The organism is Olivibacter sp. CPCC 100613 (assembly GCF_036959255.1).
Classification (GTDB): Bacteria; Bacteroidota; Bacteroidia; order Sphingobacteriales; family Sphingobacteriaceae; genus Olivibacter.
Genome location: NZ_JAWMTI010000003.1, coordinates 580,218 through 593,988, shown reverse-complemented (window position 1 = coordinate 593,988; position 13,771 = coordinate 580,218). Strand labels below are relative to the sequence as shown.

At 41.3% G+C, this 13,771-nt stretch carries 7 protein-coding genes; all 7 read left to right on the top strand.

Going from position 1 to position 13,771, the window contains the following annotated elements; all coding sequences use genetic code 11:
* Nucleotides 1-4: 4 nt before the first annotated feature.
* Entirely contained in the window at nt 5-1,669 is a 1,665-nt protein-coding gene (locus RYH73_RS13450; protein WP_335313952.1) for a RagB/SusD family nutrient uptake outer membrane protein, read from the top strand.
* Nucleotides 1,670-1,964: 295 nt separating this feature from the next.
* The gene (locus RYH73_RS13445; RefSeq protein ID WP_335313951.1) at nt 1,965-5,066 is read left to right on the top strand and encodes a SusC/RagA family TonB-linked outer membrane protein; all 3,102 of its coding nucleotides are present in this window, start codon (nt 1,965-1,967) and stop codon (nt 5,064-5,066) included.
* A 30-nt stretch (nt 5,067-5,096) separates the two neighbouring features.
* Entirely contained in the window at nt 5,097-6,779 is a 1,683-nt protein-coding gene (locus RYH73_RS13440) for a RagB/SusD family nutrient uptake outer membrane protein (RefSeq protein ID WP_335313950.1), read from the top strand.
* A gap of 122 nt (nt 6,780-6,901) precedes the next feature.
* Nucleotides 6,902-8,533: a glycoside hydrolase family 28 protein gene (locus RYH73_RS13435; RefSeq protein WP_335313949.1), complete on the top strand. Its 1,632-nt coding sequence runs from the start codon at nt 6,902-6,904 to the stop codon at nt 8,531-8,533.
* Nucleotides 8,534-8,539: 6 nt separating this feature from the next.
* Entirely contained in the window at nt 8,540-10,441 is a 1,902-nt protein-coding gene (locus RYH73_RS13430) for a glycoside hydrolase family 88 protein (RefSeq protein ID WP_335313948.1), read from the top strand.
* A gap of 71 nt (nt 10,442-10,512) precedes the next feature.
* On the top strand, nt 10,513-12,051 hold the full coding sequence (locus RYH73_RS13425; RefSeq protein WP_335313947.1) for a tagaturonate reductase: 1,539 nt from the start codon (nt 10,513-10,515) through the stop codon (nt 12,049-12,051).
* 9 nt (nt 12,052-12,060) lie between these two features.
* The gene (locus RYH73_RS13420; RefSeq protein ID WP_335313946.1) at nt 12,061-13,704 is read left to right on the top strand and encodes a UxaA family hydrolase; all 1,644 of its coding nucleotides are present in this window, start codon (nt 12,061-12,063) and stop codon (nt 13,702-13,704) included.
* The last annotated feature ends 67 nt before the right edge of the window (nt 13,705-13,771 follow it).

The window sequence follows — 13,771 nt, the reverse complement described above, 5'->3', positions numbered from 1 at the left end:
TACAATGATTTTACATACGAAATATAAAACAGTTTTATTTGCTGCTCTTTTATTGGCGGCTGGACTAACGTCATGCAAAAAAATGCTTGATGAAGAAAATCTAAGCGGTATTACGGATGAAACGCTGTATACTACACCAAAGGGTTTCGAAACGCTGGTGAACGCGGCTTATAGCTACCAACGTTGGTGGTATGGAAAGGAGCGCGGCTATAATATAGGAGAAACGGGTACTGACTTATGGACCAATGGTGCAGGTGATGTTTATCCGGATCTTACTACTTATCAAAATTTACAAGCGACCAACGGCGCTCTACAGGAAGTATGGTCTAATTTTTACAAGGCTATTAATGTATGTAATGCCGGTATCGCCAGAGTGGGGAATTCGGGGATGGATCAGGCATTACAAATACAGCGGACGGCGGAGTTTCGGTTTTTACGTGCTTTTTATTACTATCATATTGTAGAGACGTGGGGTGGTGTTCATTTAACAACGGAGGAAACGGTTGGTGTACTTACGGAGGCACAAAAATCAAGTGTTGATGATTTCTACAATTTAATGATAGAAGATTTACGCTTTGCCGTGGATAATTTGGCGCCTACAACTGCTGATTATGGAAGGGCAACCAAACCAGCAGCGGAGGCATTTTTAGCGCGAGTTTATTTAACCAGGGGGATGAACGCAGAAGCTGGTGCCTTAGCAAAGAAAGTAATTAATGATTATGGGTTTTCCCTGCTTTCAAATTATGCTGATTTGTGGTCAATGAATAATTTGCAAAATAGCGAAGTAGTGTATGCCGTGAATTACTCCGCTAATTTGAATGATAATGATAAGCAGGATGATAATGTTTACCCTGATGGCGATAATAGAGGATCTAGCAGTGCGCATATGCTTTTTCTAATGAAATATGACGATCAACCCGGGGTAATAAGAAGCTTGGAATACGGTAGGCCATTTAATCGCTATCAACCTTCACGCTATTTGTTGTACCTCTTTAATGAAAATATTGACAGTCGCTTTGAAGCTTCTTTTCAAAATGTCTGGTATTGCAATCAACCGAATGCATCGGCAAGGCCTGCAGGAATGAATATAGGTGATACTGCCGTGTTTATTTCGAAATATACTATACCCGCAGCTGTTAGAACGACAAAAAATTATACGATTTATGATGACAGTGATATTTATAACACCGATGGATCATCAAAAAATCGGTTGCGCTACATTTCCCTTAAAAAATTTATGGATGATACGCGTGGTAGTATTAATGAAGCACAGAGTGTGCGGGATGCTTTTGTTATCCGTTTGGCTGAAATGTATTTGATTGCGGCTGAAGCTGCCTTTAATACCGGTAATAGCGAAGAGGCTGCCACTTTCTTGAATTCCATTCGCGAGCGGGCAGGCAAAGAAGGACACAAAGAAGAAATGGATATCAGCGCAGCTGAGGTGAACTTGGATTTTATATTGGAGGAACGGGCAAGAGAGTTTGCCGGTGAGCAGATGCGGTGGTTTGATCTAAAACGTACGGGTAAATTAAAGGAAAATCTGCAAAAATACAATCCGCATGCGATTACTTATTTTAAAGATTATCACTTGCTGCGTCCAATTCCACAAAATCAATTAGATGCGGTGACGAATAAAAGTGAATTTACCCAGAATGCGGGGTATCAGTAGGAGTGGTTAAGTCGTTAAGTCGTTGAATAGTTAGATGGTTGAGTAGTTAAGTCAGGAGACGGCTAATTAGCGGCGTAGTTTTAATAGGATAAAGGCTGTTCGGAAGAACAGCTTTTTTTGTTACGGAGCATCTATATTCCGCAATCGTTGCCGGCAACGATTGCGTATTTTTTTACAAGACCTCTTGAGAAGATTTCTTTTTTATCCATGTATCTTGTATAAATCAATCAGCCCATCAACAGCTTTTTGATGCAATAACCAATAATCTAAAATTCTATTAATTACTAAAACCATTATGACTAAAAAATTATGGATGCTTTTTGGGCTCTTATTTTTCGGTTTTTTCTCTTCGTTTGCCCAAACAAGATCAATTACCGGAAAAGTTGTAAACACAACACAGGAGCCGCTACCGGGTGTAACGGTAGCCTTAAAAGGAACAAGTACAACGACAAGTACAAATGACATGGGGGTATTCAACATAACCGTATCGAATACACAAAACCCTGTATTAGCAATCACTTATCTTGGTTACAAAACGCAGGAAATTCCGATTGATAATCAACAGAATCTAACAATTACGCTGGAGGAAGATGCCACCGGTTTGGATGAGGTCGTGGTAGTAGGATATGGTACCATGAAGAAGGGGGACCTAACAGGTGCTGTCGGTTCGGTTACTTCGGAAACACTGAAAGCCCGTGGAACTACTTCAGCAATGGCCGCTTTACAAGGCTCTGTTCCGGGAGTCGATATCAGTTCCACATCTACAAAACCAGGAGGTGGATTTAATATTCAGATTCGGGGGCAAAACTCGTTAGCAGGTGGCAACCCATTATATGTGGTAGACGGAGTAGTGATGGGTGATATTAATTTCCTGAATCCAGCAGACATTGAGCAAATTGACGTGTTGCGGGATGCCTCTTCAACGGCAATCTACGGTTCGCGCGGTTCGAATGGTGTTGTCATTGTGCGGACAAAGAATGCGGGCAGCAATCACGGTTCGCGCATGACAGTTAGCTATGATGGCTTTTTTGGTATCCGCAAAATCGCGCGAATACCGGAATTTATGAATGGACGAGAATGGGTGGATTTTCGCACGTCGGCCTATTATACGTATAACACTAATTTAGGGCAGTATGAGTTGACTTCCGCCAATAGAAACTCTGTATTACAACGAAGTCCCCTGTTGGAGCAGCGTCTATTTGACGAAGATTATGAAGATTGGTTGGCTTTAGGCACACAAGATGGGCATCAGCAAAATCATTACGTGAATATTGGAGGAAGTTCAAGTGATCTCGCCTATAATCTTGGTCTGGGGTACCAAAATGAAGAGGGGAATTTTATCAACGAAAACTTGAAGCGATACAATATGAAGTTAAGTATTGATCATCGAGGATCAAAGCTTTTTTCTGCAGGTGGTACGATCAATTTATCGCATACAGTAACGAATCAGGGAAGCGAGTATGGCTATCGGGATATTATGCGTATGCCTGTTATCTTACGCGCCTATGATGACCAAGGTAATCTTATTCAACAACCAGGTATTGCTGAATCTATTCAGGGTAGTGGAAACTTTACGAGCTCTCCCAATCCACTACAGGAGATTAATAGTGGTAATCAGGAAACGAGAAGGTATGACGTCTTAGCAAGCGCTTATGCACAATTGAATCTTACAAATGATTTGACTCTAAAAAGTACAATTATGCCACGGTTTACAAGGGAGCGGATAGGTCGGTATTATGATGTAGTCCCCGGCAACCGAAATCAGAACGAGGCATATCAACAAAATAATGAAAGTTTTGAGTATACTTGGGATAATCAACTAACTTACAATAAAACCTTTAATAACGATCATCATTTAAATGCAACCTTTATCAATAGTTTCTATAAGACACGATTTGAGGGTATCCAAGCGGCTACGCAAAATTTACCATATGATTCCCAATGGTATAATTTATTCACCGGGACCTTGATGCGTGACAATTCGTTAACTTCCTACAATGAATCGGGCCTAATCTCTTATGCAGCGCGTGTAAATTATGACTATAAAGGGAAATACCTGGTTACAGGAACCATTCGCTATGACGGGAGCTCCAAGCTAGCCGATAAATGGGCTTCCTTTCCGTCCTTCGCCCTTGGCTGGCGTTTGTCTGAGGAAGAGTTTATGAAAGTGGATTGGCTTTCCGACTTAAAAGCACGCTTTAGTTTCGGTTATTCGGGGAATAATAATGGCATCAACCCCTACGGATCGATGCAAACTCCGATATCCGATGAGTTGATATGGTATGATTTTGGCGACGGGAATGCGGTCTCGGGCCTAAGACCTGGATACCCTGTTAACCCCGCCATCACTTGGGAAAAAACCCGAGAATTGAATTTTGGCTTGGACTTTGGTTTTTTCAATCAACGACTTTATGGATCGCTCGATGTTTACGATAAACTGTCCGATGGTTTGTTGATGAGTCGATCATTGGCCATTGAATCGGGGGTTGCTACCATGACGGATAATATTGGTTCAGTTCGTAATCGCGGAATTGAACTTGCGTTGACCTCAACTAATATTCGTACACCTAACTTTCAATGGACAACGTCTTTAAATTTTGCACATAATAAAAATGCCATTGAATCACTTTATGGAAAAAAGGAGGATGTGATGGGAGAGAAGCGATTCATTGGACAACCCATTGAAGTAATTTATGACTATCGGGTTACCGGTGTATGGAGATCGGACGAAGTAGAGGAGGCCGCGCGCTGGGGACAGCAGCCCGGTCAGGCACGTGTAGCGGATATTAATGGTGACGGTATTATTACTGCAGCGAATGATCGAGTGATTTTAGGTAGCCCGAACCCCAAATGGACAGCCAATTTCCGTTCTACCTTTAATTATAAGAATTGGGACTTATCAGTTGATTTATTTACCCGTCAGGGAATTTTTGTACAAGATCGATTTTTAGAAGAATTTGGACCTGGCAATACCCAACGTGGAAGACCCAAAATTCGCTTTGACTATTTTGTTCCTGTCGGTATTGATCGCTACGATTGGAATAATTGGGGTACTAAAGAAGATGGTTCCCCCGCTGCCACTTGGTCACCCGCCGCTGGGAATGAGAATGCGAAAAATCCGGCCATCAATAATGCCGGACCGTACTATGGCAATAATGGCCAATACACAGATGCCTCTTTTGTGAAGATACGAAATATTATCCTTGGCTATACCCTGCCTAATAAAATGTTGTCGAAAGCAAAGATAAGCCAATTGAGGGTATACTTGAATGTACTTAATCCATTCACTTTTACCAAATACGAAGGATGGGATCCGGAATATGCGACCACTTCTTTACAAAGTGGTAATGGCCCCAGCACGGTCACGTATCAATTGGGTGTAAACCTAAAGTTCTAATTTGAATATTGACAATTTAATTGAAAGATCATGAAGCGTATTTTAATATATGTTATGCTGACTTTGTTATTCAGCGGATGTAAGAAATTCTTAGAAGAAGATAATAAAGGAGGTATTACGAATGAAGAATTTTACCGAACTGAAGCTGGTTATGAAACTTTAGTGACAGCCTCTTATTCATCACTGCGTGAAACGTTTCGTCTGACTCCCTGGCTATTGGTAGCTGGTACGGATATGTATCAACGGCCGAGAGGTACGGGCGATCGGTCGATCCAAGAGTATGAGCAGCTTTATGCAACGGATTCCTATGTGAAAGACTATTATCAATTGTGTTATAAAGCTATACAGACCATTAATATGGGCATCTTTTATAATGATATAGCAGAAATTGATACAGATAAAAAAGCAAGCTACCTTGCTGAATTACGCTTTTTACGTGCTTTTTATCATTTTCTTTTAGTGGAACAGTTTGGTGGTGTCTTTATAAATACAGAAGCTACTTTTGAACCACGCTTAACGATGCCAAGAAGTAGCTTGGAGGAATGTTATGCTTTTATCATCGATGAAATGGAAGCGGCCCTCCCGCTTGTTGGGACGACGAAAGCACGGGTTAACAAAACCGCAATAAACCATTACCTGTCGAAGGTATACCTGACACGAGCGTGGGACCTGAAGCAGAGTGCTGACTTCGAAAAGGCAAAAAGCTACGCTCTTGCGGCCATCAATGGAAAAACGATTAGTATTCCTTTCGAGCAATTATGGAATCCCTATAACGAGAATAATGACGAAGTGATTTTTGCTGTTCAGTATGATCTGGAATCGATTGCTTCCAGTACGGACGGGAATAACCAGCAGGGAATTTTTGGTCCCTATTTAGGTGGTTCTGAATTAAACCATAAATACATGAGTGCCCAATTGTATCCTTCTTGGAATTTGCATACTTTTTATGATGAGAACGACGCTCGTTACGACGCTACGTTTATGTTGACCATTTATGATCAATATTTTGATTATTACGATGATGGCAAAGATAAATCATCAATTTTAATCCGAGCATACTATCCACGTGTTTGGGGTAGAGAATACACCAGTGCCGATTCGTTAGCTTGGGCAAATCAGCATCAAGGTCAAATAGCAAGCAATTTTAGGTATTATCCATTTAAGTACGATGAAGAAGCGTATCGGGCTTTCTACGATGCAGACATGAGCACACCGGTAATTAAAAAGTTTGATAGCCCGCAAACGCGTACCATTTTTCAACAAACCGCTAGTGTACGCGGTATTGTGCTGGCACGTTTAGCGGAAACCTACTTCCTCTATGCGGAAGCTTGCATTGGATTGAATGATTTTGCAAGTGCTGCAACGTATGTGCAAGCTGTATTGGATAGACCTGGAAATGCAAAAGACGGCGGACGGTTAACTCCCAATATAAATATTGCGACAGCCGCTGGCCAAAGTCAAGCTTTAGATGCTTATTTGATCGAAAGTGCAAAGGAGTTTGCCGGCGAATATTTAAGATGGCCTGAATTGAGAAGAACTGGTAAACTAAAAGAATTTTGTGCTAAATATAATTATGATATTAAACGTATCGGCGTTGATCGAGCCTTTAGAGGGCCCGATGGTCAAGATAAAATTTTACGGCCGATCCCGCAGGATGCCATCGATCTCAATGAAGCGGAAATTCAGCAGAATCCTGGCTATGAGGCGAGGTAAAGAAACAGCGCAATCGTTACCGATAACGATTGCGCAAATAAAGAATCTTAAATGTTTGAAAAGATTAGCGGATAGCCTTAGAATTGTACGGGCATAACTGATTGGATACCTGAGAATACTTTATGAATAAGATACTAAAAACAATTATACTTTTAACGGCTACGAATGGAGCTTTCGCTCAAACACCTACTGAACCAACGGTTTCACTACCTACTTTTAAGAAAGACACGATATCCATCACCGCTTTTGGAGCAATTTCCGGTGGTCGTCATTTAAATACAGAATCAATCAATCAAGCTATTGATAAAATGCACGGTAAGGGGGGCGGTGTCGTTTTAATACCTGCCGGTGTCTGGCTTTCGGGACCCATTACCTTAAAAAGTAATGTGAACTTGCATTTAGCAACCAACGCTTTATTACAATTTACCAAAGATTTTTCAAGTTATCCTTTGGTAAAAACCAGTTGGGAGGGTATTCCGCAAATGCGGAATCAATCGCCTATTTGGGCGCTTAATCAACAAAATATTGCTATTACCGGGAAAGGGGTCATTGATGGAAATGGGGATGCATGGCGAATGGTGAAAAAAGGAAAAATGACGGAAACACAATGGAAGAAACTACTTGAATCAGGCGGTATGCTGAATGAAAAGGGAGACATTTGGTATCCGTCGCAGAGTTCTTTGAAAGGCGCTTCTTTTAAGGATCCGGGATTGGTGCAAGACGGGAAAAATGAACAATTCTATCAAGAGGTTAAAGATTATTTGAGACCGAATATGGTGCTGCTCGAAAAATGTGAAGGTGTTTTACTGGAAGGAGTTACTTTTCAGAACTCAGCTGCCTGGAATATTCATCCTTTGATGAGCAGCAATCTTACCATCCGAAACATTACTGTACGAAACCCTTGGTATTCTCAAAATGGTGACGGTCTGGATATCGAGTCTTGTAAAAATGTGTTGGTTGAAGAAAGTACCTTTGATGTGGGGGATGATGCCATTTGCATTAAAAGTGGCAGAAATGAAGCTGGCCGTGAACGGGCTATGCCAACGGAAAATCTATGGGTACGAAATTGCACCGTTTATCACGCGCATGGTGGATTTGTGGTGGGAAGCGAAATGAGTGGGGGAGCAAAAAATCTATATGTAGACAATTGTACGTTTATTGGAACGGATATTGGTTTACGCTTTAAAACGACACGCGGCAGGGGAGGACTCGTGGAGAACGTGTATATCAATAATATTTATATGAAGGATATTCCGGGGGAAGCGATCCTGTTTGATATGTATTATGAAGCAAAGGATCCCATTGTCTTGAGTGGAGAACATCGTGAACCACCCAAAGTAGAAGTCCTGCCGGTTACTGAAGCGACTCCGCAATTCAAGAATTTTTATATCCATCATGTGGTTTGTGATGGAGCGGCGAAAGCGGTTTTTATCCGAGGTTTACCGGAAATGCATATAAAGAATATTCAATTGAGCAAGCTCGATATGGTGGCCAGAGAGGGAATCGATATACAGGAAGCGTCCAATATAAGTTTTCAGGATGTGAAACTGCAAATTGAGGATACTTCTAAGCAAATAGCTTATATCTTAAATAGCGACCACATAAACATGCATCAGTTAGAAGTGAACAATGCAAGTACTTTTCATCTGCAAGGAGCACGTAGTTCCGCAATTGAGGTGCAAGGACTAAAAGGCCTGAAACCAGTGGTTAAGGCCGATTTTGGCGCAAGTGAGAACATAATAAATATTAAATAAGAAGGAATGAATCGAAATTTTAGGGGACTTTTGCTGTTCTTTTTATTGCTGGTTAACCTCAGTGTACGAGGACAGGATGTAAAATACAGTGAGCTAATGACGCAAACCGCGATGCGACTCTGGCCGGATGCATTTACACTTGACAAAGGTCAGGAAGCTAAATGGAGTTATGACTTGGGGGTAATTTTAAAAGGGGTAGAAGGAGTTTGGAAAAATACCGCAGATAAACGCTATTTTGATTATATCCAGCATAAGATGGATCATTATGTGCAAGAAGATGGTACGATCAATGCGTATAAGATGGAGGATTACAATATTGATTTCATCAATAATGGAAAGATCTTGCTATTTCTATATCAGGTAACCGGAAAAGAAAAATACCTAAAAGCAGTTCAGCATCTAAGAAAGCAGCTCGATACCCACCCACGAACCAAGCAGGGCAGTTTTTGGCATAAGAAAATTTATACACATCAGGTATGGTTGGATGGTTTGTACATGGGGCAGCCATTTTATGCAGAATATGCTCAACTATTTAATGAACCGAAGGCCTTCGATGATATTTGTCGTCAATTTGCCCTGATCGAGAAGAATACGAGGGATGAAAAGACAGGTTTATTGTACCATGGTTGGGATGAGTCGAAAGAACAACAATGGGCCAATAAAGAGACGGGGCGATCACCGAATTTCTGGAGTCGTGCCTTAGGATGGTATGGTATGGCAATGGTGGATGTGTTGGATTACCTTCCGAAAGATCATGCAGGTAGGGACACGGTTATTGCCATTTTGAATCGCTATGCAGAGGCGATTATTCGATTTCAGCAGGCTAATGGTCTTTGGTATCAAGTGACGGATATGCCTAATAGAAAGGGAAATTACCCGGAGGCATCTGCCTCATCCATGATGGTCTATACATTGGCAAAAGGGGTTCGCTTGGGGTATTTACCGGCTAAATTTTTGAAAAATGCTGAAAAAGGTTACACGGGAATTTTAAAAGAATTTATTGAAAAAGATGCGGATGGCCATGTTAACTTGAACGGTACGGTAAAAGTATCCGGTTTGGGAGGAAAGCCATATCGTGATGGTTCCTTTGAATATTACATGAGCGAACCGGTGATTCAAAATGATCCAAAGGGGATCGGTGCTTTTATACAATGTGCCGTTGAAATGGAGAAAGTACCCAATCTGAAATACGCTAAAGGGAAAAAGGTATTGTTGGATTATTATTACAACCATGAAACCAGAAAAAATTTGCTTGGAGAACAGGAACGTTATCATTATACCTGGGAAGAACAGGATAATGGCGGATATTCACTCCTAGCTTATATTTTTCAATCCTATGGGGCGCTTACCGATTCATTGGCGGTAAAACCGGCAGCAGAGAACCTTCGAAATGCAGATGTATACATTATCGTAGATCCGGATACCGAGAAGGAAGCTCCTAACCCGAATTATTTGGCAGTTTCTGAAATCGATGCAATTGTAAAATGGGTACAAAAAGGTGGAACGCTTGTACTACTTGGAAATGACGCAGGTAATGCTGAGTTTAAGCATTTTAATGAGCTGGCGAGTCGCTTTGGTGTACAACTTAATGAAGATAATCATTTGATGGTGAAGAATAATCAATTTGAACAGGGAGCTGTTCAGATCGATAAAAATAATCCCATCTTTAAAAAGCCCTATAAACTGTATATCAAAGAAATCAGTTCACTTCGTGTTTTTGCACCAGCTACCCCTGTTGTTGGAACGAAGGATTTGAATGTGATGGCCGCAAGTAAATACGGAAAAGGTAAAGTATTTGTTTTAGGCGATCCCTGGATTTATAACGAATATTTGGACGGTAGAAAACTGCCGGAGGCCTATCAAAATTTTGCCGCTGCCCATGATTGGGTAAAATGGTTACTTAAGTAATTAGCTAATAAGTCAATTAGCCAATTAGCTAATCATCACATTGGCTAATTAACTAATTTAATGAAAAAAAAATGGAACGTTTAAATAATAAGTTTTTGCAAAAGGGTACGTTACCTGCGGAGATTCAGGCGCCTTTGGCCAATTGGCAGGAATTGCCGGTAAAAGTGATCCAATTTGGTACGGGCGTCTTATTGAGGGGGCTACCCGAATATTTTATCGATAAGGCAAACAGACAGCAGGTGTTTAATGGAAGGATTGTCGTCGTGAAGTCCACGTCAAGTGGTAAAACGGATAGCTTTGAAGAGCAGGACGGATTGTATACGTTACGGGTGAAAGGCATTGATAAGGGGGAAGAGATAGAAGAAATTAGTATCAACTCGTCCATTAAGGAAGTATTGGCTGCTTCTGACCATTGGAATGAGATATTACGTTATGCCGAAGAGCCTGAATTACGGATTGTAATTTCCAATACGACCGAAGTAGGGATTACCTACGATAAGCACGATAAAATTACACTGTCCCCCCCTCACAGCTATCCTGCTAAGCTATTAGCTTTTTTGTATAAACGCTTTCAATACTTTGGAGGTGATAAGGACGCGGGTATGGTGATTCTACCAACGGAATTGATCTCGGACAATGGAAAAAAACTGAAAGAAATTATTATACAATTGGCTGAACAACATCAGCTAGACGCTGTGTTTCTCCAGTGGCTTCAAGAAGCCAATTATTTCTGTAACACCTTAGTAGATCGTATCGTGCCCGGAAAGTTACCTTTCGAAGAACATCAAAAAATGGAAATGCGTTTAGGTTATCAAGATGAGTTGATGATCATGGCTGAACCTTTTAGGTTATGGGCTATTGAGGCGGATGATCCTAAGGTTGCCGAAATATTGTCATTCAGTACGGTTGATGATGGTTTGATTATCAGCGCGGATATTCGTAAATTTAAAGAACTGAAATTACGTTTACTTAATGGTACGCACACCTTTTCTTGTGGATTAGCAGTCTTGGCGGGCTGCGAAACGGTGAAAGCAGCCATGCTCGACCCTGTTCTGACAAGCTTTATCAAGAACTTATTAATGGAAGAAATTGTTCCAACGGTTGTGTCGAGAGGTGGGATAGAAACAAAAGAAGCGGTGGTTTTTGCAGAGAAAGTGTTGGATCGTTTTCGGAATCAATCTCTTGATCATAAATGGATTAATATTACATTGAACTATACATCCAAAATGGAGATGCGGAATGTGGCACTTATTAAAGGCTTCCATGAAGCCTTTGGTACTGTACCCGAACTGATGGCGCTGGGCTTTGCCGCTTACTTGCTCTTTATGAAGGGAAAACGAAGTATTGATAATACCTACAAGGGGTACATCAATGACAAAGGTTATTATACAATCAATGATGAATATGCCGCCTTATTTGAAGGGCTCTGGCATAAAGAGCCTGCCTTATTAGTAGAAACGGTTCTAAACGATCAAAATCTATGGAAAGAAAAATTAAATTTTCCAGGGTTTCAAGAAAAGGTGCTGCACTATCTTAATTTGTTAAGAAATAATAGCGTAAAGAAAATAATAGAGGAAGCTGTGAACAAAAAAAAAAGAAAATCAGCTTAAATAATTTTTATGGGAGCAAGGGTTTTAAAAATACATCCGAAAGACAATGTATTAGTAGCGCTGCAGGATTTGCAGCAAGGAGAACAGATCGTGTATCAAGCAGTAACCTACCTGCTGAGGGAGGATATTCCTGCAAAACATAAATTTTACACGCAAGATTTAGATAAAGGTGCGGAAGTTCTTATGTACGGAACGCTTGTCGGGAAGACACAGTATCCGGTAAAAACAGGAGAACGAATGAGTACGGATAACTTAAAGCATGCGGCTGCAGCCTATGCGTTTCGCCCTTATAACTATCATTGGGAAGCACCGGATGTGTCGAAATTTTCCGGAAGAACCTTCAACGGATACCATCGATCGAATGGGGAGGTGGGGACTGCCAATTATTGGCTGTTTATACCGACGGTATTTTGCGAAAATAGAAATCTTGACGTGATACGCGAGGCACTCCATAATGAACTGGGCTATGCGGTGACGGATAAATATAAAAGGAAGACACATCTATTGAAAGAGTGGTACCAACAAGGGAAGGATCTTGCTGCACTCGATTTAGACTTGCAGGAAGCTTGGGTATCAACAGACCGCGTTTTCAAAAATGTGGATGGAATTAAATTTCTGAACCACCAAGGAGGTTGCGGAGGTATTCGTCAGGATGCCGCGGTATTAAGCAAACTTTTAGCGGCCTACGCGGACCACCCCAATGTGGCCGGTGTAACCGTACTCAGTTTAGGATGTCAAAATTTACAAGTACAGGATTTTCTAAATGACCTAAAATCCCGGAATCCAAACTTTGATAAGCCACTTCATATTTACGAACAACAACAGTCGAAAAGTGAAGAACAAATGATTACGGAAGCGATTAGACAGACCTTTATCAGCTTAGCAGAAGCTGATAAATTGGAAAGGGCACCCGCACCGCTCAATAAACTTACTATCGGTGTGAAATGTGGAGGTAGTGACGGATTCAGTGGTATTTCCGCCAACCCCGCTGTTGGCTATTGCGCTGATTTATTGGTGGCACTGGGTGGTAAAATTTTATTGGCGGAATTTCCTGAATTATGTGGGGCAGAACAGAACCTGATCGATCGTACCAAAGATGAAGAGGCTGCAAGGAAGTTTATAAGCCTTATGAGCGCTTACAGTCAAGCAGCGGAAAATGCAGGTTCCGGATTCCACATGAATCCTTCTCCCGGTAATATTAAGGATGGTTTAATTACCGATGCCATTAAAAGTAATGGCGCTGCAAAAAAAGGAGGGACGGCCCCGGTGGAGGATGTTTTAGACTATACTGAACCTGCCGTAAAACCGGGATTGAATTTGGTTTGTACACCTGGGAATGATGTAGAGGCAACAACTGGAAAGGCTGCCAGTGGCGCGACCTTGATCCTGTTTACAACGGGTTTGGGAACACCAACCGGGAACCCCGTATGTCCTGTTATTAAAGTGGCGACTAACTCTGCGTTGGCTTCTCGTATGGCAGACATTATCGATATTGATTGTGGACCGATCATTTCCGGTGAAAAAAGCATTGAGGAGATGGGAGAAGATATTTTGGAATATTGTATTCGGGCAGCAAGCGGTGAGGTTACTCCTAAAGCCGTGCAATTAAATCAGGACGACTTCATTCCGTGGAAGCGAGGGGTGTCTTTGTAGATCTTAGTTATTAGTTGTTAGTTATTGATTGTTAGTTATTAGTAGAAGCAGGCATAAAGCGTACGCC

Excerpts from the sequence above, each read along its gene's own strand:
- RYH73_RS13450 (WP_335313952.1), top strand. The coding sequence starts at position 5 with ATGATTTTACATACGAAATATAAAACAGTTTTATTTGCTGCTCTTTTA.
- RYH73_RS13445 (WP_335313951.1), top strand. The coding sequence starts at position 1,965 with ATGACTAAAAAATTATGGATGCTTTTTGGGCTCTTATTTTTCGGTTTT.
- RYH73_RS13440 (WP_335313950.1), top strand. The coding sequence starts at position 5,097 with ATGAAGCGTATTTTAATATATGTTATGCTGACTTTGTTATTCAGCGGA.
- RYH73_RS13435 (WP_335313949.1), top strand. The coding sequence starts at position 6,902 with ATGAATAAGATACTAAAAACAATTATACTTTTAACGGCTACGAATGGA.
- RYH73_RS13430 (WP_335313948.1), top strand. The coding sequence starts at position 8,540 with ATGAATCGAAATTTTAGGGGACTTTTGCTGTTCTTTTTATTGCTGGTT.
- RYH73_RS13425 (WP_335313947.1), top strand. The coding sequence starts at position 10,513 with ATGGAACGTTTAAATAATAAGTTTTTGCAAAAGGGTACGTTACCTGCG.
- RYH73_RS13420 (WP_335313946.1), top strand. The coding sequence starts at position 12,061 with ATGGGAGCAAGGGTTTTAAAAATACATCCGAAAGACAATGTATTAGTA.